The sequence below is a fragment of the Streptomyces sp. Root1310 genome, assembly GCF_001426425.1.
Classification (GTDB): domain Bacteria; phylum Actinomycetota; class Actinomycetes; order Streptomycetales; family Streptomycetaceae; genus Streptomyces.
Window position 1 is genome coordinate 1,769,021 of the sequence record NZ_LMEQ01000001.1, and the last position, 23,125, is coordinate 1,792,145.

Consider the following 23,125-nt stretch of genomic DNA (forward strand, 5'->3'; position numbering starts at 1 on the left):
GCCCGCTCTCATGTCCCCAAAGAAACGCCCCGGTATCCTTCGGATGTCCCACCCCACTCCACAGCCGAAGGGCAACTTCCGTGAGCGCCATTCGCCCGGCAGCCGTCGTCGTTCTCGCAGCGGGTGAGGGCACCCGTATGAAGTCCGCCATACCGAAGGTCCTGCACGAGATCAGCGGCCGCTCCCTCGTGGGTCATGTGCTGGCCGCGGCCCGTGAGTTGGACCCCGAGAACCTCGTCGTCGTCGTCGGACACGCACGGGAGAAGGTCACGGCGCATCTCGCCGAGGTCGACGCCGGCGTACGCACCGCCGTGCAGGAAGAGCAGAACGGCACCGGGCACGCCGTCCGGATGGGGCTCGAGCAGCTCGGCGGCGGCGTCGACGGCACGGTGGTCGTCGTCTGCGGCGACACCCCGCTGCTCACCGGCGCGACCCTCGCCCAGCTCGCCGCCACCCACCACGCGGACGGGAACGCCGTCACCGTCCTCACCGCCGAGGTGCCGGACGCGACCGGCTACGGGCGGATCGTCCGGGACGGCGCCTCCGGGACCGTCACCGCGATCGTCGAGCACAAGGACGCCAATGACGCGGTGCGCGCGATCCGTGAGATCAACTCCGGGGTCTTCGCGTTCGACGGACCGCTGCTGGCCGACGCGCTGAAGAAGGTCCGCACGGACAACAGCCAGGGCGAGGAGTACCTGACCGACGTCCTCGGGATCCTCCGGGAGGCCGGTCACCGGGTCGGCGCGTCCGTCGCCGCCGATCACCGGGAGATCGCCGGCATCAACAACCGGGTGCAGCTCAGCGAGGCCCGTCGCATCCTCAACGACCGGCTGCTGACCGCCGCGATGCTGTCCGGCGTGACCGTCGTCGACCCGGCGACCACCTGGATCGACGTCACCGTCACCTTCGAGCGGGACGCCGTCGTCCTGCCCGGTACGCAGCTGCACGGCAGCACCCACCTCGGCGAGGGCGCCGAGGTCGGCCCCAACTGCCGGCTCAAGGACACCCAGGTCGGCGCGGGGGCCCGGGTCGACAACACCGTGTCCGACAGCTCCCGCATCGGTCCGGGCGCGAGCGTGGGGCCGTTCGCGTACCTGCGTCCCGGCACCCGTCTCGGGGCGAAGGGCAAGATCGGCACGTATGTCGAGACCAAGAACGCCTCCATCGGCGAGGGGACGAAGATCCCGCACCTCTCCTACGTCGGTGACGCGACGATCGGCGAGTACACCAACATCGGCGCGGCGAGCGTGTTCGTGAACTACGACGGACAGGACAAACACCACACCACCGTCGGGTCGCACTGCCGCACGGGTTCGGACAACATGTTTGTGGCTCCTGTCACGGTCGGGGACGGTTCCTACACCGCCGCCGGGTCCGTGATCACGAAGGACGTGCCGCCCGGTTCGCTGGCCGTGGCCCGTGGTCAGCAGCGGAATATCGAGGGCTGGGTGGCCCGCAAGCGCCCGGGCAGCGCGGCGGCGAAGGCGGCCGAGACGGCCTCCCGCCAGGCGGAAAGCGAAAGCTGACCGGAAACAGGCACGTCGGACACGGCGTACCGTGATAAGTGCACACCCGCACCCCACCAGCTGAGACGGCCCCGTCGCGCCCAGCGGCGAGGTCTCTCGACACCCAGCTGAGACACCTCTGAGGAGACAGTGCTGTGACCGGGATCAAGACGACCGGCGAGAAGAAGATGATGTTCTTCTCCGGCCGCGCCCACCCCGAGCTTGCCGAGGAGGTCGCCCACCAGCTGGGTGTCGGGGTCGTCCCGACGAAGGCCTTCGATTTCGCCAATGGTGAGATCTACGTCCGCTACCAGGAGTCGGCGCGAGGTGCGGACTGCTTCCTGATCCAGAGCCACACGGCTCCGATCAACAAGTGGATCATGGAGCAGCTGATCATGATCGACGCGCTGAAGCGCGCGTCGGCCCGCTCGATCACCGTCATCGTGCCGTTCTACGGCTATGCCCGGCAGGACAAGAAGCACCGCGGCCGTGAGCCGATCTCGGCCCGTCTGATCGCCGACATGATGAAGACGGCGGGCGCGCACCGGATCCTGACGGTGGATCTCCACACGGACCAGATCCAGGGCTTCTTCGACGGCCCGGTGGACCATCTCTTCGCGCTGCCGCTGCTCGCCGACTACGTGGGCAGCAAGGTCGACCGCGACAAGCTCACGGTCGTGTCCCCGGACGCGGGCCGCGTGCGGGTGGCCGACCGCTGGTGCGACCGGCTGGGAGCGCCGCTGGCGATCGTGCACAAGCGGCGCGACAAGGACGTGGCGAACCAGGTGACCGTCCACGAGGTCGTGGGCGAGGTCAAGGGCCGGGTCTGTGTGCTCGTCGACGACATGATCGACACCGGTGGCACCATCTGCGCCGCCGCGGACGCCCTGTTCGCGCACGGCGCCGAGGACGTCATCGTGACGGCGACGCACGGTGTGCTGTCGGGTCCGGCGGCCGACCGCCTCAAGAACTCGAAGGTCAGCGAGTTCATCTTCACCAACACCCTGCCGACGCCGGGCGAGCTCGAGGTGGACAAGATCACCGTGCTGTCGATCGCGCCGACGATCGCGAACGCGGTGCGCGAGGTGTTCGAGGACGGTTCGGTGACGAGCCTCTTCGACGAGCAGTGACGGTCCTCCTCTAGATCGATTTCCTGTACGGCCTTCCCGCCGCGTAAACTGCCACAGTTGCTCGGCGAGGGAGGCCGTACACGTCTGTGTGCGGCGGTCCGTTATCGACGCGCTCTTCGTAGCAGGCCGACGGTTTGGCCGGGTGACCACCTTTCCCCAGTTCTACGAGGAGTGAACATGGCCGAGGTCAAGCTCGCAGCCGAGACCCGCACCGAGTTCGGCAAGGGCGCCGCCCGCCGTATCCGCCGCGCCAGCAAGGTTCCCGCCGTGGTCTACGGCCACGGTGCCGACCCCGTGCACATCACGCTGCCGGGCCACGAGCTCCAGCTCGCGCTGCGCACCCCGAACGTCCTGCTCAGCCTCGAGCTCGACGGCAAGACCCAGCTGGCCATCCCGAAGGCCGTCCAGCGTGACGCGATCAAGGGCTTCCTGGACCACGTCGACCTGCTCCTCGTGAAGCGCGGCGAGAAGGTCAACGTCGAGGTCTACGTCCACACCGAGGGCGAGCTGGCCCCGGGCGCCTACCTGCTCGAGCACGTGCTGAGCACGCTGAACGTCGAGGCCGAGGCCACCCACATCCCCGAGTCGGTCACCGTCTCCATCGCGGGCCTCGAGGCCGGCGCGGCCATCCTCGCCAAGGACATCCCGCTGCCCAAGGGCACCACGCTGGCCACCGACGAGGACGCGGTCGTCCTCCAGGTCCTGGCCGCCCAGGCGGAGGAGGCCCCGGCGGAGTCCGCCGAGGCCGAGGGCACCGAGGCCTGATTTCCCGGCACCTCGTTTCGTCGGCCGCCGCTTCCTCCGGGAAGCGGCGGCCTGCGCATATCAAGGAGACATGGACGTGACGACCGACGCCAACGCCCCCTGGCTGATCGTGGGTCTCGGCAATCCCGGCCCCGAGTACGCCATGAACCGGCACAACGTCGGATTCATGGTGGCGGATCTGCTGGCCGAGCGGATCGGGGGCAGGTTCAAGCGGGCGGGCAAGGCGCAGGCCCAGGTCGTCGAGGGCCGGCTGGGTCCGCCCGGCACGGGGAGCCGGCGGGTGGTGCTGGCGAAGCCGATGTCGTACATGAACGTGTCGGGCGGGCCGGTGAACGCCCTGCGGGACTTCTACAAGGTGCCGGTGGCGAACATCGTCGCGGTGCACGACGAGCTGGACATCGACTACGGCGTGCTGCGGCTGAAGCTCGGCGGTGGCGACAACGGGCACAACGGTCTGAAGTCGATGACGAAGGTGATGGGCCCGGACTACCACCGGGTGCGGTTCGGGATCGGGCGGCCGCCGGGCCGCATGCAGGTGGCGGACTTCGTGCTGAAGGACTTCTCCTCGGCCGAGCGCAAGGAGCTGGACTACTTCGTGGACCGTGCGGCGGACGCGGCGGCGGCCCTGGTGCTGGAGGGGCTGGAGCGGGCGCAAAGCACGTACAACTCCTGACTTGTCACCCACCGAGGTTGACGGGCCGTTCAGGCATGGCCAATGATCCCGGCCATGCCTGCCACAGCAGCCTCGTCCCACCGCCGCCGGGGTCACTCCCGTAAGGGCTCGGCCAAGACCTCGGTCAAGAGCTCGGCCAAGGGCGCGGTCACGGCCGAGCGCCCGGGATCGGGCTCAGGTTCAGGCTCCGGCTCCGGCTCCGGCTCCGGCTCGGCCAAGGGATCGGAATCGGCCAAGGGGGCTGCCGGGGTCTCGGCCAAGGGATCCAGGCCGGCCAGGAGCTCGGCCTCGGGGATCGCGTTGCGGCTCGGGCGGCTCGTGGCGATGGGCGCGGTCGCCGTACTGATCCTGTTGGCGGGGGTCTGGGGTTCCTGGGGGTCCGCGCAGCACGTGATGCTGACGAAGGGCCGGGAGCAGGGCACGGTCGAGGTGACGCGGTGCGGTGCGGACACCTGCGCGGGGCCGTACACACCGCTGTCCGCGGGATCGACGGCACGCGCGCGCGTGGAGATCGAGAAGTCGGTCGCGGTGCGCAAGGGCGGGATCTACACCGTGGTGATCAAGCCGGGCAGTGACGAGGTGGTGCGGTCCGGTCCGGCCGGGGTCCTGTACGCGTGGGTGCCGCTGGGCGGGGCGCTGCTGCTGGCGTCGGTGGTGGTCGCGGGCGGTCTGGGACGGGTGCGGGTGGGCTGGGTGCTGGCGGGGTCGGGCGTCGCGCTGCTGACGGCGGCGTTCCTCGCGGTGTGAACGTGTGAGCGTGTGAACGTGTGACAGGAGGGTGCCCCCGGGKTCGTACGAACCCGGGGGCACCCTCCTGTGCGTTGCGCGGAGTGCGCGGGTCAGCCCGTGTTGCGCAGACCCGCGGCGACGCCGTTGACCGTGAGGAGCAGGGCGCGGGCGAGGAGCGGGTCGGGCTCGGCACCCGCGGCCACGGCGTCACGCTGCCGCTTGAGCAGGGTGACCTGGAGGTAGGAGATCGGGTCGAGGTAGGCGTCGCGGATGGTGAACGTCTGCTTGAGCACGGGGGTGGCGTCCAGCAGTTCCGATTCGCCGGTGATCCTCAGCACCTCGGCGACGGTGAGCTCGTGCTCGGCCTTGATCCGGTCGAAGACGTGCTTGAGGTCGTCGGGGACGAGGGTGTCGACGTAGTGCTGGGCGATGCGCAGGTCGGTCTTCGCCAGGGTCATCTCGACGTTGGAGATGAAGTTCTGGAAGAAGTGCCACTGATCGCGCATCTCGTCCAGGACGGTGTCCAGGCCCGCCTCGCGCAGCGCCTTGAGGCCGGAGCCGACGCCGAACCAGCCGGGGACGATCTGGCGGGACTGGGTCCAGCCGAAGACCCACGGGATGGCGCGCAGGCCGTCGAGCGAGACGCCGGAGCCGGGGCGGCGGGAGGGCCGGGAGCCCAGGTGCAGGTCGGCGAGCTGGTCCACCGGCGTCGACGCGAGGAAGTACGTCGGCAGGTCCGGGTCCTCGACGAGGGCCCGGTAGGCGTCATGGGCGGCGTCCGAGACGACGTCCATGGCGGCGTCCCAGCGGGCGAGGGCCTCGTCGGACTGGCGGGGGGCGGTGTGCAGGGCGGAGGCCTGCAGGGTCGCGGCGACCGTCAGTTCCAGGTTCTCCCTGGCCAGGGACGGGATGAGGTACTTGTCGGAGATGACCTCGCCCTGTTCGGTCACCTTGATCTCGCCCTCCAGGGTGCCCCAGGGCTGGGCGAGGATGGCGTCGTGGGAGGGGCCGCCGCCACGGCCGACGGTGCCGCCGCGGCCGTGGAACAGCCTCAGCCGGACGCCGTAGCGGTGGGCGACGTCACGCAGTCGGCGCTGGGCGCGGTGGATCTCCCACTGGCTGGTGGTGATGCCGCCGAACTTGGAGGAGTCCGAGTAGCCGAGCATGACCTCCTGGACGTCCCCGCGCAGCGCCACCAGGCGCCGGTAGGACGGGTCGGAGAGCATGTCCTCGAGGATGGTGTCGGCGGCCTTCAGCTCGTCCGTCGTCTCCAGGAGCGGCACGATGCCGATCTTCGCCCAGCCGGCGTGCAGGTCGAGAAGACCGGCCTCACGGGCCAGGACCGCCGCCGCGAACACGTCGTCGGCGCCCTGGCACATGGAGATGATGTACGACTCGATGACCTCGGGCCCGAAGACGGCGAGGGCCCGCTTGACCGTCTGGAAGACACCGAGGGTCTTCTCACCGGCGGCGTCGACGGGGGCCGGGGAGGGGGCGAGCGGCCGGCGGGAGCGCAGTTCCTTGGCGAGGAGCTTCGTGCGGTACTCGCGGGGCATGTCGGCGTAGCGCCAGGACTCCTCGCCGAGGCGGTCGAAGAGCTGACCGAGGGCGTGGTGGTGGGCGTCGGCGTGCTCGCGGACGTCCATGGTGGCGAGCTGGAGGCCGAACGCGGCGAGGGTGCGGATGGTGCGGTTCATCCGGCCGTCGGCGAACAGCCCGCCGCGGTGCTCGCGCAGGGACGTCTGGATGAGGGTGAGGTCCGCGAGGAGCTCGCTGGTGCCGAGGTAGTCCCGCCCGCTCTCGTGCGGGATGCCCTTGGCGAGGCGCTGCTTGGTGTTCTCGAGCTTCTGCCGGATGCAGGTGGCCTTGAGGCGGTAGGGCTCCTCGGCGTTGAGGCGCTTGTAGCGGGGGCTGATCTCGGGCAGCCGTTCGAGGTCGCCCTTCAGTGACTCCAGGAGTTCCTCGGTGGCTCCGGTGTAGCGGATGGAGTTGGAGAGGAAGCCGCGGAGTTCGTCGATCATCTCCAGGGCGTCGTTGATGCCGTGTTCGTGCTGGAGGATGAGGATGTCCCAGGTCACCTGGGGGGTGACGTTGGGGTTGCCGTCGCGGTCGCCGCCGATCCAGGTGCCGAAGGTGAGCGGACGGGTGTTCTCGGGGAGCTTGACGCCGACCCGCTCCAGTTCGGCGGTGAGGTCCTCCAGGACGTCGCCGACGGCGCCGGCGTGGAGCTCGTCGAGGTAGTAGATGGCGTTGCGGGCCTCGTCGGCGGGTTCGGGTCGTACGACGCGCAGCTCGTCGGTCTGCCAGACGAGGTCGATGTTCTCGGCGAGGCGGGTGTCGTAACGGCGGCGGTCGGCCTCGATGACGGGGGTCTCCAGAAGCGCGGCGATGCGCCGGAGCTTGTTGAGTACCGACCGGCGCGCGGCTTCGGTGGGGTGCGCCGTGAACACGGGGCGGACGTTGAGGTGGCGGACCGTCTGCTGGACGTGTTCGGGGTCGACGTCCTTGAGGCGGTCGGCGGTGCGGGCGAGCAGGCCGCCCTCGGCGGCGCGGCGCTCGCGCAGTTCGCGGCCGCGGTGGACCTGTTCGGTGACGTTGGCGAGGTGGAAGTAGGTGGAGAAGGCGCGGACCAGCTTGGCCGCGGTCTCCAGTTCGATGCCACGCAGCAGTTCGGCGGCGGCTTCGCCGTCCTCGCGGGTCAGGCGGCGGACCTTCTCGACCAGGTCGAGGAGCTCCGGGCCCTCCTGCCGTACGAGGGTCTCGCCGAGGAGGTCACCCAGTCGGCGGATGTCGGCGCGCAGCTCGGTGCTGGTCGTTGTGGTGGCCTGGCCAAGGTCGTCGGCACTGCTCACAGGTGCGGCTCCTTGCAGTGTTGAAGCTCGTCCGGGAGGGAACCCGTACTCCGGCCCCGCGGCGGGCGTCGCATAGGGGCCGGACATCCGGGAAGAAAACAGAGCGGACCGCGCTGTCCGACTGTCTCCAAGGATAGGTGTCCCTGGGGACGCGCAGGTTGGCGGGCTCTTGCCGCCGGGCAGCGCGCTGCCATACTTACGATGCCGTAGGTTACGGAACCGTAGGGAGCAGGGCATTGGTTCGCTGTGCGACCTTCCGCGGTGCGCGGAACGACGGCATCTCCCTCAATCCAAGACCCCCCAGGGGACGCGCATGACCACAGGCAGCTCCAACGTGATCGATGACCCTTCGAAAGCGCCCGACGGTACCCCCACGCCCTCCGCCACGCTCGGTGGCGAGCAGAAGCGTTCGATCGAGCAGATCATGCTGCTGCTCTTCATCGTCGTCCCGTTCCTCGCGGTGCTGGCGGCCGTGCCGCTGGCGTGGGGCTGGGGGGTGAGCTGGCTGGACCTCGGTCTGCTGGTCTTCATGTACTTCCTCGGATGCCACGGCATCACGATCGGTTTCCACCGCTACTTCACGCACGGCTCGTTCAAGGCCAAGCGGCCGCTCAGGATCGCGTTGGCGGTGATGGGGTCGATGGCGGTGGAGGGCCCGCTCGTGCGCTGGGTGGCCGATCACCGCAAGCACCACAAGTTCTCCGACGCGGACGGCGACCCGCATTCGCCGTGGCGGTTCGGCGAGACGCTCCCGGCCCTGGTGAAGGGCCTGTGGTGGGCCCACATCGCATGGATGTTCGACGAGGAGCAGACCTCGCAGGAGAAGTACGCGCCGGATCTGATCAAGGACCCGGCGATCCGCGCGGTCTCCCGCCAGTTCGTCTACTGGACGATCCTGTCGCTGGCGCTGCCGCCGCTGGTGGGCGGGCTGGTGACGATGTCCTGGTGGGGCGCGTTCACGGCGTTCTTCTGGGGCTCGCTGGTGCGGGTGGCGATGCTGCACCACGTGACGTGGTCGATCAACTCGATCTGCCACGCGGTGGGCAAGCGCCCCTTCAAGTCGCGGGACCGCTCCGGCAACGTCTGGTGGCTGGCGATCCTGTCCTGCGGCGAGTCCTGGCACAACCTGCACCACGCGGACCCGACGTCGGCGCGGCACGGCGTGATGCGGGGCCAGCTGGACTCCTCGGCCCGGTTCATCCGCTGGTTCGAGATGCTCGGGTGGGCCTACGACGTCCGCTGGCCGTCACGCTCGCGTATCGATTCGCGTCGTAACACCGGTGAGGACGGCTCCCGACGGGGGAAGGTCACCGCCGAGGCGGCATGATTGACGGCGTGGCGACCGATCCCAGCAGCACCCCCAGTAACGAAGCGAAGCCGCGGCGCGCCCGGCGCACCCGTATGACAGGTGCGGAAAGGCGCCAGCAGCTGCTCGAGATCGGTCGCACCCTGTTCGCGGCGAAGGGTTTCGAGGGCACCTCGGTGGAGGAGATCGCGGCGAAGGCCGGGGTCTCCAAGCCGGTGGTGTACGAGCACTTCGGCGGCAAGGAGGGGCTCTACGCGGTCGTGGTGGACCGGGAGATGCGCCGGCTGCTGGACATGGTCCAGTCGTCGCTGACGGCGGGCCACCCCCGTGAGCTCCTCGAACAGGCGGCGTTCGCGCTCCTCGACTACATCGAGGAGTACACGGACGGTTTCCGGATCCTGGTCCGGGACTCCCCCATCCCGCAGTCGACCGGGTCGTTCGCGTCCCTGATCTCCGACATCGCCACCCAGGTGGAGGACATCCTGGGACGCGAGTTCAAGAGCCGCGGCTTCGACCCGAAACTCGCCCCGCTGTACGCCCAGGCCCTGGTCGGCATGGTCGCGCTGACCGGCCAGTGGTGGCTGGACGTGCGCCGCCCGAAGAAGGCGGAGGTGGCGGCCCACCTGGTGAACCTGTCCTGGCACGGGCTGGACGGGCTGGAGGCGAAGCCGCACCTGATAGGACGCCGGAAGGCCTGACGGAAGGCCTGACGGGGGCCGCCGTACCCCCCCGTACGGGCGGATCGTCGGACTGGCCGATCTCCGGACGGACGGATCTCCCTACGGGGCCGGTCCACGTCCCCGTACGGGCGCGGCACCACATGCGGGCGGGGCCCCGACCACGAAGGTCGGGGCCCCGCCCGCATGTGGTGCACTGGCGCCCGCGGGCGCGTCAGTGCCTCACGACGTCGTCAGTGCTTGAAGACGTCCTTGGTCTTCTCCTTGGCCTGGCGGGCGTCGCCCTTTGCCTGCTCGGCGCGGCCCTCGGCCTCCATCCGCTCGTTGCCCACGGTGCGGCCGATCGTTTCCTTCGCCTTGCCCTTGGCCTGTTCCATCTTCGCCTTGGACTTCTGCTCGCCTGCCACTGTCCATCACTCCCAGTCAGGTCTGCGTGTGGTCTCAGTACTGCGAGTGACCCGTCCTGCGCCCCTCAAACCCCGCCGACCGGCTCCAGGAACTCCAGCCGGTTGCCGACGGGGTCCAGGGCGTAGAAGCGGCGGTGTCCCGGCAGGTCCGCGTCCCAGGTGACCGGTGTGCCGTCGGCCTCCAGCCGGGCGGCGCAGGCCTCGATGCCGGTGACCCGCAGCCCGGGGTGGGCCTTCGCGGACGGCCGGAAGCCGGGCTCGATCCCCAGGTGCAGGTGCACGGATCCCGTCCGGAACCAGCATCCGCCCTTCGCCGCGAGCACCGGCGGCTTGGGGACCTCGGTCATCCCGAGGGTGCCGGTGTAGAAGCGGCGCAGCGAGTCCTCGGAGCCGGGCGGGGCGGCGAGCTGCACATGGTCGACGGCGGCCAGCACGTCAGGCCTCCTTCACGGCGACGGCGAACAGGCGGCGGAACGGCAGGACGGTGCCGTACTCCGCCCTCGGGTAGGCCTCGCGGAGCAGGTCGCGGTAGTCGGTGACGAAGGCGTCGCGGGCCTCGGGGTCGTCGGCGAGGGCGTCGAGGGCGGGGCGCAGGCCGGTGCCCTTGACCCAGTCGAGGACCGGGTCGTCGCCCGGGAGCACATGGAGGTAGGTGGTCGTCCAGACGTCGGTGGCGCAGCCCAGGCGGGCCAGCCGGTCGAGGTAGACGCCGGGGGCGTGGACGGAGTCCTCGTGCCGCAGGACATGGCCGAGGCGGGCTTTCCAGCGGGCGCTGTTGCCGAGCTCGCGCATCAGGGCGTGCAGGGGCGCGTCGATGTTGTGGGGGACCTGGAAGGCGAAGGTGCCGCCGGGTGCGAGGCCGTCCAGCCAGCGGGCGAAGGCGTCGAGGTGGCCGGGCACCCACTGGAGAGCGGCGTTCGAGACGAGCAGGTCGTACGTCTCCTCCGGCGCCCAGTCGGCGAGGTCGGCGTGGGCGAAGTCGAGGCGCGCGCCCGCGTGCGCCGCCGCGTCGGCGAGCATCTGCGGCGAGTTGTCGTAGCCGGTGACACGGGCGGTGGTCCAGCGGTCGGCGAGGACGGCGGTGAGGTTGCCGGGGCCGCAGCCGAGGTCGGCGATCCGCGGCGGGTCGCCGGGCAGGTCGGGGACGCGGGCGAGGAGGTCGCCGAAGGGGCGGGCGCGGTGGCCGGCGTGACGCAGGTACTGGGCGGGGTCCCAGCTGGGGTTGGTCGTCATGTCTGGTACCTTCCCCCCGCATTTATCTTGATGTCAAGAGACTTGATATCGAGAAGCTCCATGCCGAGAAGCTCCATACCAAGAGACTTCACATCGACACAACCACTACACTGATCGTCATGGAGGACGAGGTCGATCGGCTGGTCGCAGCGTGGCGCCGGGAGCGCCCGGACCTCGACGTGGAGCCGCTGGAAGTACTCAGCCGGGTGAGCAGACTGGCCCGGCACCTGGACCGCGCACGCCGTCTGGCGTTCTCCGAGCACCAGCTGGAGCCCTGGGAGTTCGACGTCCTGACGGCGCTCCGGCGCGCGGGGGCGCCCTACCAGCTCTCGCCGGGTCAGCTGCTGACGCAGACGCTGGTGACCTCGGGCACGATGACGAACCGGATCGACCGGCTCGCGAAGAAGGGCCTGGTGGAGCGGCTGCCGGACCCGAGCGACCGCCGGGGTGTGCTCGTCCGCCTCACGGACGACGGCAAGGACCGCGCCGACCAGGCGCTCGCCGGGCTGCTCGACCAGGAACGAGCGATCCTGGCCGAGCTCTCCCACGCCCAGCGCGGCGAACTGGCGGGCCTGCTACGCCAGCTGACCGCCCCGTTCGACAACATCCCCGGCTAGGTCGACGGGCCCCACGCCCGCCCGGCGCGCCAGGGCGACCGCGGCGAGGGTGGAGTGCACGCCCAGCTTGCCGAGGACGTTCTGCATATGGGTGCGGACGGTGTGCGGGGAGAGGAACAGCCGGTCGGCGACCGCCTTCCTGCCCAGTCCCGCGACCATGCAGCGCAGCACCTCCCGCTCCCTCGGGGTGAGCGACTCGACCAGCCGTTCGCTCTCGGTGCGGTGCTTGCGGGCGGCCGTCAGCTCCCGCAGGACGCCGGTGAGCAGGGCGGGCGGGAGGTGGGTCTCCTCGCGCAGCACGCCTCTGATGACGGTGAGCAGCCGGGACAGCGAGCAGTCCTTCGCCACCCAGCCGGACGCCCCGGCCTGGAGGGCGAGGGCCGCGCGGCGCGGCTCGTCCTTCTCGGCGAGGACGACGATACGGACATGGGGCTGCGCGGCACGGACCCCCACGACCAGCGATATCCCGTCGACGAGCCCGTCCTCCCCCACCTCCTGCACGGGCACGGCGGGCCGTATGCCGGGCAGCGCGGCGCCCAGGTCGGCGTCGACGAGCAGCACGTCGTACCGGCGCCCCTCGGCGGCCGCGCGCTCCAGACTGCGCAGTGCCGCCGGGCCGCTGCCGGCCGCGGAGACGTCGACGTCGGGCTCGGCGGCCAGTGCCGCGGCGAGTGACTCGGCGAAGATACGGTGGTCGTCGACGACCAGTACACGAATGCGAACCACGAAACCCCCTCCCCCAAGCTCCTTGACAGAGCAGGGGATACCCCAAGGTCCGGAGACGGAGAACGACGACCGCGCGGACACGACGCCCGGACGGGAGAGCGCTACCGCGACGGCCGCCGCCGTGCAGAGACTGCTACCCCCACCGCGGGCGCCGTACCCGACTGTCTCGCCCCCTGATCAGCACCGGCCCCCACCGGCACTGTTCACAGGGTAGGGCCGTGGGCGTACAGCGGAAGGCGAATTGCAGGATTGGTTCGGCCACCGCGTTTATGGTGTGCCGCATGTTTCGTCTTGAGACAGAAGTCGACAGGACTCGCCGCGATCTTCTCCGTTCGCGGCTTCTCGCCACCAACACCGAGGCCTCCCCGGTCCTGCGCGCACTGCGCGGCACCCCCGCGGAACGCGAATCGGCGCTGCACGTCTGGGCCTCGGACGCGGGCGGCGAGCTGGCCGGCGGTCTGGTGGGCCACACCTGGACGACCTGGCTGCACGTCACCTACCTCTGGGTGGACGCCCGGCACCGGGGCACGGGCCTGGGCAGCGCCCTCCTCGCCGAGGCGGAGCGCACCGCCCGCGAGCAGCGCGGCTGCGACCGCGTACGCCTGGAGACCTGGGACTTCCAGGCCCCGGAGTTCTACCGGCGCCGGGGCTACGAGGTGGTCTGCGTGATCGAGGACTACCCCCCGGGCCTGACGGAGTTCACCCTGACCAAGAGACTGGGCCCGCCCCACCACCCCTCCGGCCCCTCCAGCCCCTCTGGCCCCTCCAGCCCGTCCGGCTCCGGCCCGTCCGGCGCTTGAGGGCGAGGCCCGTTCAGGGCCGAAAGCGGGATCCGGGGCGCAGCCCCCGGGGTCCGGAACGGGAAGGGGCGGCGGGGGCGAGATCCCCTCGCACACCCCACCGCCCCGCGGAAGCACCGCCCCGAGGAAAGGAAACCGCTCAGTCCAGCCGCCGCGCCCCCGCCGCGGGCACCGCCTCGAACACCCTCGGCGCCTTGTACCCCGCGGCCGCGAACGCCTCTTCGACGGCCTTGGTGAGCGTCTCGACATCGGTGGCCTCGGCCAGCACGATCGCCGACCCGCCGAAGCCCCCGCCGGTCATCCGCGCACCGAGCGCCCCGTGGGTGAGAGCCGTGTCGACGACGAGGTCCAGCTCGGCGCAGGAGACCCGGAAGTCGTCCCGGAGCGAGGCGTGACCCGCCGTCAGGACCGGCCCCACCGCGCGGGTGTCGCCGCCCGACTCCAGGAGGGCGACGACCTGCTCCACCCGCTGGTCCTCCGTCACCACATGACGGACCAGCCGGCGGACCTCCTCCTCGTCACCGAGCCGGGCGAGGGCCGCGTCCAGGTCGGCGTACGCGATGTCGCGCAGCGCGTCGACGCCGAGGAGGGCGGCGCCCTTCTCGCAGCCGGCCCGCCGCTTGCCGTACTCGCCACCGCTGTGGGCGTGCGTGACCTGCGTGTCGACGACCAGCAGGCGCAGACCCTCGGCGGCCAGGTCGAGGGGGATCTGCTTCTGCGACAGGTCACGGGTGTCGAGGAACAGCGCGTGGCCGGCCTCGCAGCACGCGGACGCCGTCTGGTCCATGATGCCGGTGGGCGCGCCGACGTAGACGTTCTCGGCGCGCTGGCACAGGCGGGCGAGCTGCCAGCCCTGGAGCCCGAGGTCGTACAGGTCGTTCAGCGCCAGGGCCACGACGACCTCGATGGCCGCGGACGACGACAGGCCCGCGCCCGACGGGACCGTCGAGGACAGGTGGATGTCGGCGCCGGTCACCGGGTGGCCGGCCTCGCGCAGGGCCCACACGACTCCGGCCGGGTACGCCGTCCAGGCGCCGTCGGACTCGGGCGTCAGCTCGTCGAGCCGCAGCTCGGCGACGCCGCCGTCGAGGTCGGCCGAGTGCAGCCGGAGCACGCCGTCGGTGCGCCGTGCGACCGCCGCGACCGCGATGTGCGGCAGCGCGAAGGGCATCACGAAGCCGTCGTTGTAGTCGGTGTGCTCACCGATGAGGTTGACGCGGCCGGGCGCCGCCCAGACGCCCTCGGGCTCGGCCCCGTACAGCCGGACGAAACCCTCGCGAACTTCCTGTGCCCCCACTACGACTCCCTTGCGCTGCTTGCGATGTGCTGCGCGAACTCCCACGCGTCCGCGACGATACCCGCGAGATCCGCGCGGGACGGGTTCCAGCCCAGCCGCTCACGGGCGGTGGCCGCCGAGGCGACCAGGACCGCCGGGTCGCCCGCGCGACGAGGGGCCACGACCTCGGGGATCGGGTGGCCGGTGACCTCGCGGACCGTCTCGATGACCTCCCGCACGGAGAAGCCGTTGCCGTTGCCGAGGTTGCAGATGAGGTGCTCGCCGGGCTGGGCGGCGGCGACGGCGAGGAGGTGGGCCTCGGCGAGGTCGGCGACGTGGATGTAGTCGCGGACGCAGGTGCCGTCGGGGGTCGGGTAGTCGTCGCCGAAGACGGAGATGGCCTCGCGGCGGCCCTGCGCGACCTGGAGGACGAGCGGGATGAGGTGCGACTCGGGGTCGTGGCGCTCGCCCTGCTCGCCGTAGGCGCCGGCCACGTTGAAGTACCGCAGGGAGACGGCGCCGAGCCCGTGGGCGGCGGCCTCGCCGCTGATCATGTGGTCGACGGCGAGCTTGGAGGCGCCGTAGGGGTTCGTGGGCCGCGTCGGCGCGCTCTCCACGATCGGGACCTGCTCCGGCTCGCCGTACGTCGCCGCCGTGGACGAGAAGACCAGCTTGCGCACGCCGGCCTCGCGCATGGCGCCGAGCAGGGCCATGGTGCCGCCGACGTTGTTGTCCCAGTACTTCTCGGGCTTGACGACGGACTCGCCGACCTGCGAGAACGCGGCGAAGTGGAGCACGGCGTCGAAGGAGTCGTCGAGCCACTTGGCGGCGTCGCGGATGTCGCCCTCGACGAACGCGGCACCCGCCGGGACACCCTCGCGGAAACCGGTGGAGAGGTTGTCGAGCACGAAGACCTCGTGGCCGGCCTCCAGCAGGTGCCGGGCCACCACGCTGCCGACGTAGCCCGCGCCACCCGTGACCAGATACTTGCCGCTCGTGCCGGTGGTGCCGCTCATGAACTCGCTACCTCTCGCAGTCGCCGGGCCGCGAACTCCGGCGGGACGTCGTTGATGAAGACGTTCATGCCTGATTCGGAGCCCGCGAGGAACTTCAGCTTGCCGGAAGTGCGGCGAATGGTGAAAAGCTCGAGATGGAGCGCGAAGTCGTCCCGGTTGACGCCCTCGAACTCCTCCAGCGCGCCGAACGGCGCCTGGTGCCAGGCGGAGATGTACGGCGTGGGCGGTTCACCTTCGCCGAAGATCCGGTCGAAGCGCCTCAAGAGTTCCAGATAGACCTGGGGGAACTCTGTGCGCGCCTCCTCGTCGAGGGCGAGCAGGTCCGGCACCCGGCGCCTGGGGTAGAGGTGCACCTCGTAGGGCCAGTGCGCCGCGTACGGCACGAACGCGACCCAGTGTTCACCCTCCAGGACCACCCGCTCGTCGGCGAGTTCACGCTCCAGGACGGCGTCGAAGAGGTTCTCCCCGCCGGTCGCCTCTTTGTGCGCCGCGACCGAACGCAGCATCAGGGCGGTGCGCGGAGTGGTGAACGGGTAGGCGTAGATCTGCCCGTGCGGGTGACCCAGAGTCACACCGATCTCGGCGCCACGGTTCTCGAAGCAGAACACCTGTTCCACGGAGGGCAGATGCGACAGCTCGGACGTCCGGTCCGTCCACGCGTCGAGGACCAGTCGTGCCTGTTCCTCGGTGAGGTCGGCGAAGGACGCGTTGTGGTCGGAGGTGAAGCAGACCACCTCGCAGCGCCCGGAGTCGCCGGCCAGCGAGGGGAAACGGTTCTCGAAGACGACGGCGTCGTACGACGAGTCCGGGATCTCGCTGAGCCGGTCGCCCTGGGAGGGGCAGAGCGGGCACTCGTCGGCCGGCGGGTGGTAGATGCGCCCCTGCCGGTGCGAGGCCACGGCGATGGAATCGCCGAGCAGGGGGTCCCGCCGTACCTCCGAAGTGGTGACCGTGGGGTCCAGCGGACGCCTGTCCACCGCGTCGCGCACCGAGTCGTCCCGCTGGTCGTAGTAGATCAGCTCACGACCGTCGGCCAAGCGGGTCGAGGTCTTCTTCACCGCGACTCTCCATCCGTACCTCTAGACCCGCAGACCTAGATCCGTACACCTAGCGAAGCTTCCAACAGAACCAAACACATAAAACCATAAACCCCCACGCGAGTCACCACCACAACCAAACAAAGAACACCAAACGAAGTGAGCAGGGCATGCGAACCCCCACAGACCCGGCCTACACGGCAGCACGGCTGGCGGCAGAGCTCCGGCTGCCGACGAACTGGCTCGACTACACGATCCTCGGCATCTACTTCGTCGTGGTCCTGGGCATCGGCTTCGCCGCTCGCAGATCGGTGAAGACCAGCCTCGACTTCTTCCTCTCCGGACGCTCCCTGCCCGCCTGGATCACGGGCCTCGCGTTCGTCTCGGCCAACCTGGCCGCGACCGAGATCCTGGGCATGGCCGCGAACAGCGCGCAGTACGGCGCGTACACCGTCCACTGGTACTGGATCGGCGCCATCCCGGCGATGGTCTTCCTGGGCCTGGTGATGATGCCGTTCTACTACGGCAGCAAGGTCCGCTCGGTCCCCGAGTTCCTGCTGCTGCGCTTCGACCGGGGCGCCCACCTGCTGAGCTCGGCCCTGTTCGCCTTCGCGGCGATCCTGATCTCCGGCGTGAACCTGTACGCCCTCGCGATCGTGGTCGAGGCGCTGCTGGGCTGGCCGCAGTGGGTGGCGATCGTGGTCGCCGGCGCCTTCGTGCTGGCCTACATCACGCTCGGCGGTCTGTCCTCGGCGATCTACAACGAGGTCCTGCAGTTCTTCGTGATCCTGGCGGCCCTCATCCCGCTGTCGGTGCTCGGCCTGAAGAAGGTGGGCGGCTGGGACGGCCTGACCGACTCGCTGACGGAGACCCACGGCGACGACTTCGTCACCGCCTGGGGCGGCACGGGCATCGGCAGCGACAACCCGCTCGGCGCGAACTGGCTGACGATCGTGCTGGGCCTCGGCTTCGTCCTCTCCTTCGGTTACTGGACGACGAACTTCGCCGAGGTGCAGCGCGCCCTGTCGGCGAAGAACCTGTCGGCGGCCCAGCGCACCCCGCTCATCGCCGCGTTCCCGAAGATCTTCATCGTCTTCCTGGTGATGATCCCGGGCCTGGTGGCGGCGGTGCTGGTCCCGAAGATCGGCACGGCCGACTCGGACCTGCAGTACAACGACGCGATCCCGTACCTCATGCAGGAGCTGCTGCCGAACGGCGTACTGGGCATCGCGGTGACGGGGCTGCTGGCGGCGTTCATGGCGGGCATGGCGGCGAACGTCTCGTCGTTCAACACGGTGTTCACGACCGACATCTGGGCGAAGTACGTGGTGCGGGGCCGCGAGGACGAGTACTACGTCCGCTTCGGCCGGCTCATCACGGCCATCGGTGTGGCCGCCTCGGTGGGCACGGCGTTCCTCGCCTCGTCCTTCTCGAACATCATGAGCTACCTCCAGACGCTGTTCTCCTTCTTCAACGTGCCGATGTTCGTCGTCTTCATCGTCGGCATGTTCTGGAAGCGGGCGTCGAAGAAGTCGGGCTTCTGGGGTCTCCTCGCGGGCACGACGGCGGCGATGGTCAACTACTTCGTCCTCTACAAGCAGGACATCATCGGCATCCCCACCGACCAGGGCGCGAACTTCGTCTCCGCGATCGCAGGCTTCGTGGCGGGCGCGGTGGTCATGTTCGCGGTGTCACTCTTCACAGCCCCCAAGCCCGCCGAGGAACTCGAGGGCCTGGTCTACGGCACCGTCTCCCCCGGTATGGCCGAGCCGCCCGCGGCGGGCGACGACGCGTGGTACCGGCGCCCGGCGCTGCTGGGCTGGAGCGCGATCATCCTGGCCGCCGTCTGCTACATCCCGTTCTCGTTCTGAGCCCGGTCGCACACCGCGGGAGACTGGAGAGACCATGTCCGAGCAGTTCGAACCCTCTGAACCCTCCGAACCCTCCGAATCCGCCAAGCGCGCCGAGGCTGCCGAGCGGCTGCGGCGGGCGGGGTGGTCCGAGGCCGACGTCCAGCGTGAGGTCACGGAACTCGAGGAGAAGTCCGCGACCGCGGCCCGCATCTTCGACCTGCGCCGCATCATCGGCGGCCTGTTCGTCGTCTACGGCGTGATCGTCACGATCGCCGGGATCACGGACAGCGACGCGGAGATCGACAAGGCCCAGGGGATCAACATCAACCTGTGGACCGGCCTGGCCATGCTGGCCCTGGGCATCTTCTTCCTGGCCTGGCTGAAGCTGCGGCCCGCCGCGCCGGTCACGCCGACGCTGCCGCCCGAGGCGCTGGGCGAGAAGCCCCCGCCCGGCGAGTAGCCGCGGGGCGCGGGGAAGGGCCACGAAGCCGAGCCGGCTCCGGGATCGACGCGTCGGACCCGGAGCCGGTTCGGTTCGTCTACTCGTGGTCGGCGACGTTCGCGTTGATGGCGTCATCCCCGTTGTTGCAGATCTGCTGGGTCGCGTCCTGGTTCGACGAGAGGCCGAGCAGCGGGAGGTTCAGGTTCGGGATGTTGATGAGACCGAAGGAGATGTTCTCCACGTGGTTGGAGCACTCCCTGGAGTCCCCGTCCGCGCCGTGGACAGCGGCGGTGGCGAATCCGGCACCGGCCATGCCGAGGCTTCCGATCATGGCAGCCACGAGAGCGGTCTTGTGAAGCTTGCGCATTACATTCCCTTTTCCGGCTGAGTGACGTGTCCCGCTACAGAGCGAGACGTTACGATTACGCACCGTATGTCGCGATTATCAGCTTTGCACCACGAGCTGAGCCTTACGCCGCCGTCAGTTCGCACCACACGAGCTTGCCCCGACGCCCCATCCGGGACAGCGGCTGCCAGTGCCAGAGGTCGGAGCAGGCCCGGACGAGGGCCATGCCGCGCCCGTTCTCGGCGCCGGTGAGCTCCTCCAGCCGTCCCGGCGGCTCGGGTGGCTCGGGGTCCGCGTCCCACGCGCCGATCTGGAGGATGCCGTCCCGGAAGCGGAGCCGCAGACAGGCCGGGCCCTTGGTGTGCAGTACTGCGTTGGAGACCAGCTCCGAGGCGAGCAGCTCCGCGGTGTCCACGAGGTGGATCAGGCCGTGCAGGGTGAGGATCAGGCGCAGGGTGCGGCGGCAGACGGTCACGGCGCGAGGGTCGCTCGGGATATAGAGGGAGTACTCCCAGGAATCGGGGGCGGTTTCGGGCATGCGTCAACTCCGAGTGACGTGAAGGGATTTGCGCGCGGTGGCGTTGCCGCAGCCGTCTTGGCAGGACGAAGCGGTGCACTTCCGCAGCGTGTGCGGTGCGTCACTGACGGTATTTCCTAACATTAGGAAGCCGCAAGCGGTTGGCCTATCCTGACCCTCGAACGAGGTAGGCCGCCAGGGCAGTTGAGACGAGGAGGTGCGCCGCGTGCCACCCAAGAGGCATCTCACGGCCCGAAGGGTGCGACTGGGCGCTGAACTGCGCAAGCTCCGCGAAGCGACGGGCATGAAGGCACGGGAAGCAGCTGCGCTGCTCGGTGCCGACGCAGTCCAGATGAGCCAGATCGAGTCCGGCGTCGCGGGGGTGAGTCCGGAGCGTGTCCGCCGCTTGGCAGCCCATTACGCCTGCGCGGACGAGGCGTTGATCGAGGCCCTGATGGCCATGGCATCCGATCGGACACGCGGCTGGTGGGAGGAGTACCGGGGAGTCCTGCCACCGGTGAATCTCGACCTGGCGGAGACCGAGCACCACGCGACGTTCCTGCGTGAAGTCGCGATCACCTACGTTCCCGGGCTCTTCCAGACCCCCGACTACGCCCGAGCCTTGTTCGGGTACATGCGTCCGGAACTGCCGGAGAGCGAGCTGCTCCCCAGAGTGGAACACCGCATGCGGAGACGAACTGTCATCGATGGCGACGCCCCCACCTCGTACGAGGCAGTCGTCCACGAGTTCGCTCTGCGCATCCGCGTGGCGGACAGGCACGTCTCCCGCACTCAACTCCTGGCGGTCCTGGAGCAGGTCGAGCACGAACACATCACCCTGCGCGTCATCCCCACCGACCAGGACGGCTTCGGAGGCGCCGGAGCCTCGATGATGTACCTGGGCGGTCCGGTACCCCAACTCGACACCGGGCTACGGGAAGGCGCTACCGGTACCGCGTTCATCGACGCAGAACCTCAACTGAACACGCTCCGAACACTCTTCCGTAAGGTGGAGAAGGCGACGCTGGACCCCGCAGCGTCCAGGGATTTCGTCCACCGCTTGTCGAAGGAACTGTGAGGCGCACCCCATGACTCAAACCCTGCACTGGCAGAAGTCCACGTTCTCGGGCGGCGCCGAGGGCAACGCCTGCGTCGAACTCGCCGCTTCCGCCACCCTCTCGACCCTCCACCTCCGCGAGAGCGACACCCCGGACACGGCCCTCACCGCCACGCCCGTCGCACTCGCTCACCTGCTGGCGGGGATACGCGGCGGACTCGGACCTCAGCGGACGACGTCGAAGACGTTCTTCTGAAGGCCGTTGGCGTACGCCTCGTGCTCGACGAGCTTCAGCTTCTGCGTGTCCTTGTCCGTGGCGCTGAACAGCCGCTTGCCCGCGCCGAGCAGGAGCGGGAAGACGAGCAGGTGGTAGCGGTCGATCAGGCCGGCGTCCGAGAGGGCCTGGTTGAGGGAGGCGCTGCCGTGGACGATGATCGGGCCGCCCTCGGTCTCCTTGAGCGCGGCGACGTCGTCGAGTGAGCGCAGGATCGTCGTCTCGCCCCAGTTCGACACCAGGTCGTCCTCGGTGAGGGTGGTGGAGACGACGTACTTCGGCATCACCTTGTAGCCGGCGAAGTCCGCCATGTCGGGCCACACGGGGCTGAACGCCTCGTAGCTGGTCCGGCCCAGCAGCATCGCGGTGGCCTCGGTCTGCTCCCGGCCCTTGATCTCGAAGGCCTCGGGGAGGAACTCGACGTCCTTGAAGGTCCATCCGGCGTTCCGGTAACCGGGCTCGCCGCCCGGGGCCTCCACGACGCCGTCGAGCGAGATGAATGCGGTGCTGATCAGGGTGCGCATCTGAGGTCCTCGGGGTCTCGTGTCCGGTTCGGTCATGATCTCTGACCGTGGTTCGCGGCGAAACTCATCGGCGTCCGTCGGTGTCCGGTGCCCATCCGGCGATCTCACCGCTGCGGGCCGCCGCCAGCGAGGCGACCGTCAGGGTCGCCGACCAGGTGAGGAAGTGGATCGACGGCGGGTAGCTCGCGAGGGTGTAGCCGTCTCCGGTCAGGGCGGCGACGGAGAGGGCCGCCACCGGCAGCCCGGCGGTGAGGGCTGCCAGCAGGCCGCGCAGCGGGGCGCTGGTGAGCAGTCGGCGGGGTGCGAGCGCCAGGGCGAGTCCGGTGGCCGTGCCGACGGTGACGCCCGCCGCCATGAAGCCCAGCACGGCGAGCCCGCCCGCCGACGTCAGCGTCCGCGCGGTGCCGTCGTGGCCGCCGGTCAGGAAGACGAACGCCGCCACCAGGCACAGGGTGCCGACGATCCCCGCGGGCCAGGCACCGATCGTCACGCCGAGGCGCGCTCCCCGCCGGATCACCGCTCGCACTCTCACGCGGTCAGCCTCGCAGCTTGACCGGCGGGCGTCCAGGACCGTCTGACCCGCCGCAACTCACGGGTAGGGGGACGGAGTTCGTCAAAACCCCGGCCCTGTGCCCGTATCCGCGTCCCGGGTGGTGTGCGGGAGCGGGCCCGCGCGGTCGAGCAGGCCCGTGCGGGCCGCGAGCGCCGCCGCCTCCAGGCGGGAGCCGACGCCCAGTTTCATCAGGACCCGCTGGACGTGCGTACGGGCCGTGGACGGGGCGATGCCCATACCGGCGGCGATCAGGCGGGTGTCCTCGCCGTCCGCGACCCGGACCAGGACCTCCACCTCGCGGGGCGTGAGCATCTGGAGGAGCCGCTGGCCCTCGTCGTCCGGCTGGGCCGCCGGGTTCAGCAGTTCGCTGAACGCGCCCTGCAGCAGCGCCGGCGCCACCGCCGCCTCACCCGCCCGCGCCTTCATGATCGCCCGCTCCACGCCCTCTATGCGCTCGTCGTGGCGTACATAGCCGGAGGCGCCCGCGGCGAAGGCCGCCGCGATGCCCCGGGGGCTCGGTACCGGACCGAGGACCAGCACCGCCACCTGCGGCCGCTCCCGCTTGATGCGGACCACCGGGTCGAAGATGCCCGGCTCGGCCGGGACCGCCGTGCCCAGCAGGCACACCTCCGGGGCGCGGGTGATCACCAGTTCGGCCGCGCCCGCGGCGGGTGCCGCCGCGGCCAGCACCCGGTGCCCGCGCAGTTTGAGCGCCGAGGCCAGTGCCTCGGCGAGCAGTCGGTGGTCGTCGACCACCATCAGCCGCACTCCCAACGAGCAACCCCCCAGTCCCCCCATGGATGCCCA

At 70.0% G+C, this 23,125-nt stretch carries 25 protein-coding genes and 1 pseudogene; 13 read left to right on the forward strand and 13 right to left on the reverse strand.

Annotated features, from left to right (window positions below):
* The first annotated feature begins 80 nt into the window (after window positions 1-80).
* From glmU to ASD48_RS07625, 5 genes are all read left to right on the forward strand, one after another.
* On the forward strand, window positions 81-1,529 hold the full coding sequence (gene glmU / locus ASD48_RS07605) for a bifunctional UDP-N-acetylglucosamine diphosphorylase/glucosamine-1-phosphate N-acetyltransferase GlmU (protein ID WP_079073650.1): 1,449 nt from the start codon (window positions 81-83) through the stop codon (window positions 1,527-1,529).
* Between the two features lie 134 nt (window positions 1,530-1,663).
* Window positions 1,664-2,638 (forward strand): ribose-phosphate diphosphokinase, encoded by a 975-nt coding sequence (locus ASD48_RS07610; RefSeq protein WP_020128448.1) that lies wholly within the window; start codon window positions 1,664-1,666, stop codon window positions 2,636-2,638.
* A gap of 177 nt (window positions 2,639-2,815) precedes the next feature.
* Window positions 2,816-3,403, forward strand: a complete 588-nt coding sequence (locus tag ASD48_RS07615) for a 50S ribosomal protein L25/general stress protein Ctc (RefSeq protein WP_057600595.1) — start codon at window positions 2,816-2,818, stop codon at window positions 3,401-3,403.
* A 70-nt stretch (window positions 3,404-3,473) separates the two neighbouring features.
* Entirely contained in the window at window positions 3,474-4,076 is a 603-nt protein-coding gene (pth, locus tag ASD48_RS07620) for an aminoacyl-tRNA hydrolase (RefSeq protein ID WP_057600596.1), read from the forward strand.
* A gap of 294 nt (window positions 4,077-4,370) precedes the next feature.
* Window positions 4,371-4,823: a hypothetical protein gene (locus tag ASD48_RS07625; protein ID WP_057601060.1), complete on the forward strand. Its 453-nt coding sequence runs from the start codon at window positions 4,371-4,373 to the stop codon at window positions 4,821-4,823.
* 92 nt (window positions 4,824-4,915) lie between these two features.
* Here ASD48_RS07625 and ppc read toward each other — a convergent pair whose 3' ends face one another.
* A complete protein-coding gene (gene ppc / locus ASD48_RS07630; protein WP_057600597.1) occupies window positions 4,916-7,657 on the reverse strand; it encodes a phosphoenolpyruvate carboxylase in 2,742 nt (913 codons plus the stop codon).
* A gap of 313 nt (window positions 7,658-7,970) precedes the next feature.
* On the opposite strand from ppc, the gene ASD48_RS07635 reads away from it, so the two are divergent.
* The gene (locus ASD48_RS07635) at window positions 7,971-8,984 is read left to right on the forward strand and encodes a fatty acid desaturase (protein WP_057600598.1); all 1,014 of its coding nucleotides are present in this window, start codon (window positions 7,971-7,973) and stop codon (window positions 8,982-8,984) included.
* Entirely contained in the window at window positions 8,981-9,661 is a 681-nt protein-coding gene (locus tag ASD48_RS07640; protein ID WP_057600599.1) for a TetR/AcrR family transcriptional regulator, read from the forward strand. Before ASD48_RS07635 ends, ASD48_RS07640 begins: the two co-directional genes overlap by 4 nt.
* Before the next feature lie 212 nt (window positions 9,662-9,873).
* Here ASD48_RS07640 and ASD48_RS41620 read toward each other — a convergent pair whose 3' ends face one another.
* From ASD48_RS41620 to ASD48_RS07650, 3 genes are all read right to left on the reverse strand, one after another.
* Window positions 9,874-10,047, reverse strand: coding sequence for a CsbD family protein (locus tag ASD48_RS41620; RefSeq protein WP_020128441.1), 174 nt, complete (start codon window positions 10,045-10,047; stop codon window positions 9,874-9,876).
* A 65-nt stretch (window positions 10,048-10,112) separates the two neighbouring features.
* Window positions 10,113-10,481, reverse strand: a complete 369-nt coding sequence (locus tag ASD48_RS07645) for a VOC family protein (RefSeq protein ID WP_057600600.1) — start codon at window positions 10,479-10,481, stop codon at window positions 10,113-10,115.
* Between the two features lies 1 nt (window position 10,482).
* Window positions 10,483-11,280: a trans-aconitate 2-methyltransferase gene (locus tag ASD48_RS07650; RefSeq protein WP_057600601.1), complete on the reverse strand. Its 798-nt coding sequence runs from the start codon at window positions 11,278-11,280 to the stop codon at window positions 10,483-10,485.
* A gap of 119 nt (window positions 11,281-11,399) precedes the next feature.
* Between ASD48_RS07650 and ASD48_RS07655 the strand changes: the two genes are divergently transcribed.
* Window positions 11,400-11,897 carry a MarR family transcriptional regulator gene (locus ASD48_RS07655; RefSeq protein WP_057600602.1) on the forward strand — a complete coding sequence of 166 codons (498 nt, stop codon included), beginning with the start codon at window positions 11,400-11,402 and terminating at the stop codon, window positions 11,895-11,897.
* Here the strand turns inward: ASD48_RS07655 and ASD48_RS07660 are convergent.
* Window positions 11,856-12,623: a response regulator transcription factor gene (locus ASD48_RS07660; protein ID WP_057600603.1), complete on the reverse strand. Its 768-nt coding sequence runs from the start codon at window positions 12,621-12,623 to the stop codon at window positions 11,856-11,858. The two genes, ASD48_RS07655 and ASD48_RS07660, sit on opposite strands and share 42 nt — an antisense overlap.
* A 269-nt stretch (window positions 12,624-12,892) precedes the next feature.
* On the opposite strand from ASD48_RS07660, the pseudogene ASD48_RS07665 reads away from it, so the two are divergent.
* Window positions 12,893-13,342, forward strand: a pseudogene (locus ASD48_RS07665) (N-acetyltransferase); the annotation flags it as partial.
* Between the two features lie 220 nt (window positions 13,343-13,562).
* Here the strand turns inward: ASD48_RS07665 and galK are convergent.
* The 3 genes from galK to galT are packed head-to-tail and all read right to left on the reverse strand — an operon-like array spanning window position 13,563 to window position 16,773.
* A complete protein-coding gene (galK, locus tag ASD48_RS07670; RefSeq protein WP_057600604.1) occupies window positions 13,563-14,720 on the reverse strand; it encodes a galactokinase in 1,158 nt (385 codons plus the stop codon).
* A complete protein-coding gene (gene galE, locus ASD48_RS07675; protein ID WP_057600605.1) occupies window positions 14,720-15,715 on the reverse strand; it encodes a UDP-glucose 4-epimerase GalE in 996 nt (331 codons plus the stop codon). Before galE ends, galK begins: the two co-directional genes overlap by 1 nt.
* Window positions 15,712-16,773: a galactose-1-phosphate uridylyltransferase gene (gene galT / locus ASD48_RS07680; protein WP_057600606.1), complete on the reverse strand. Its 1,062-nt coding sequence runs from the start codon at window positions 16,771-16,773 to the stop codon at window positions 15,712-15,714. The genes galE and galT overlap by 4 nt, the downstream gene beginning before the upstream one ends.
* 149 nt (window positions 16,774-16,922) lie before the next feature.
* Here galT and ASD48_RS07685 point away from each other — a divergent pair, with 149 nt between their 5' ends.
* A complete protein-coding gene (locus tag ASD48_RS07685; protein WP_057600607.1) occupies window positions 16,923-18,623 on the forward strand; it encodes a sodium:solute symporter family protein in 1,701 nt (566 codons plus the stop codon).
* Between the two features lie 34 nt (window positions 18,624-18,657).
* A complete protein-coding gene (locus ASD48_RS07690; protein WP_057600608.1) occupies window positions 18,658-19,065 on the forward strand; it encodes a hypothetical protein in 408 nt (135 codons plus the stop codon).
* 79 nt (window positions 19,066-19,144) lie between these two features.
* On the opposite strand, the gene ASD48_RS07695 is transcribed toward ASD48_RS07690, so the two are convergent.
* Window positions 19,145-19,414 (reverse strand): hypothetical protein, encoded by a 270-nt coding sequence (locus tag ASD48_RS07695; RefSeq protein WP_057600609.1) that lies wholly within the window; start codon window positions 19,412-19,414, stop codon window positions 19,145-19,147.
* 103 nt (window positions 19,415-19,517) lie between these two features.
* A complete protein-coding gene (locus ASD48_RS07700) occupies window positions 19,518-19,931 on the reverse strand; it encodes an ATP-binding protein (protein WP_057600610.1) in 414 nt (137 codons plus the stop codon).
* A 205-nt stretch (window positions 19,932-20,136) separates the two neighbouring features.
* Here ASD48_RS07700 and ASD48_RS07705 point away from each other — a divergent pair, with 205 nt between their 5' ends.
* A complete protein-coding gene (locus ASD48_RS07705) occupies window positions 20,137-20,988 on the forward strand; it encodes a helix-turn-helix transcriptional regulator (protein ID WP_057600611.1) in 852 nt (283 codons plus the stop codon).
* A gap of 10 nt (window positions 20,989-20,998) precedes the next feature.
* Entirely contained in the window at window positions 20,999-21,223 is a 225-nt protein-coding gene (locus ASD48_RS07710) for a DUF397 domain-containing protein (RefSeq protein WP_057600612.1), read from the forward strand.
* On the opposite strand, the gene ASD48_RS07715 is transcribed toward ASD48_RS07710, so the two are convergent.
* The 3 genes from ASD48_RS07715 to ASD48_RS07725 all read right to left on the reverse strand — a co-directional run bounded on the left by ASD48_RS07715 (window position 21,193) and on the right by ASD48_RS07725 (window position 23,092).
* Window positions 21,193-21,765 carry a dihydrofolate reductase family protein gene (locus ASD48_RS07715; protein ID WP_057600613.1) on the reverse strand — a complete coding sequence of 191 codons (573 nt, stop codon included), beginning with the start codon at window positions 21,763-21,765 and terminating at the stop codon, window positions 21,193-21,195. The two genes, ASD48_RS07710 and ASD48_RS07715, sit on opposite strands and share 31 nt — an antisense overlap.
* Window positions 21,766-21,829: 64 nt before the next feature.
* On the reverse strand, window positions 21,830-22,255 hold the full coding sequence (locus tag ASD48_RS07720) for a hypothetical protein (RefSeq protein ID WP_157880607.1): 426 nt from the start codon (window positions 22,253-22,255) through the stop codon (window positions 21,830-21,832).
* A gap of 123 nt (window positions 22,256-22,378) precedes the next feature.
* Window positions 22,379-23,092 (reverse strand): response regulator transcription factor, encoded by a 714-nt coding sequence (locus tag ASD48_RS07725; RefSeq protein ID WP_079073652.1) that lies wholly within the window; start codon window positions 23,090-23,092, stop codon window positions 22,379-22,381.
* Between the last annotated feature and the right edge of the window lie 33 nt (window positions 23,093-23,125).

What these genes read in the sequence shown, in the direction of transcription:
- pth (WP_057600596.1), top strand. Translation starts at nt 3,474, where the DNA reads ATGGACGTGACGACCGACGCCAACGCCCCCTGGCTGATCGTGGGTCTC.
- ASD48_RS07715 (WP_057600613.1), bottom strand. Translation starts at nt 21,765, where the DNA reads ATGCGCACCCTGATCAGCACCGCATTCATCTCGCTCGACGGCGTCGTG.
- galE (WP_057600605.1), bottom strand. Translation starts at nt 15,715, where the DNA reads ATGAGCGGCACCACCGGCACGAGCGGCAAGTATCTGGTCACGGGTGGC.
- ASD48_RS07700 (WP_057600610.1), bottom strand. Translation starts at nt 19,931, where the DNA reads ATGCCCGAAACCGCCCCCGATTCCTGGGAGTACTCCCTCTATATCCCG.
- ASD48_RS07650 (WP_057600601.1), bottom strand. Translation starts at nt 11,280, where the DNA reads ATGACGACCAACCCCAGCTGGGACCCCGCCCAGTACCTGCGTCACGCC.
- ASD48_RS07640 (WP_057600599.1), top strand. Translation starts at nt 8,981, where the DNA reads ATGATTGACGGCGTGGCGACCGATCCCAGCAGCACCCCCAGTAACGAA.
- ASD48_RS07695 (WP_057600609.1), bottom strand. Translation starts at nt 19,414, where the DNA reads ATGCGCAAGCTTCACAAGACCGCTCTCGTGGCTGCCATGATCGGAAGC.
- ASD48_RS07690 (WP_057600608.1), top strand. Translation starts at nt 18,658, where the DNA reads ATGTCCGAGCAGTTCGAACCCTCTGAACCCTCCGAACCCTCCGAATCC.
- ASD48_RS07635 (WP_057600598.1), top strand. Translation starts at nt 7,971, where the DNA reads ATGACCACAGGCAGCTCCAACGTGATCGATGACCCTTCGAAAGCGCCC.
- ASD48_RS07615 (WP_057600595.1), top strand. Translation starts at nt 2,816, where the DNA reads ATGGCCGAGGTCAAGCTCGCAGCCGAGACCCGCACCGAGTTCGGCAAG.
- ASD48_RS07685 (WP_057600607.1), top strand. Translation starts at nt 16,923, where the DNA reads ATGCGAACCCCCACAGACCCGGCCTACACGGCAGCACGGCTGGCGGCA.
- ASD48_RS07655 (WP_057600602.1), top strand. Translation starts at nt 11,400, where the DNA reads ATGGAGGACGAGGTCGATCGGCTGGTCGCAGCGTGGCGCCGGGAGCGC.
- ASD48_RS07710 (WP_057600612.1), top strand. Translation starts at nt 20,999, where the DNA reads ATGACTCAAACCCTGCACTGGCAGAAGTCCACGTTCTCGGGCGGCGCC.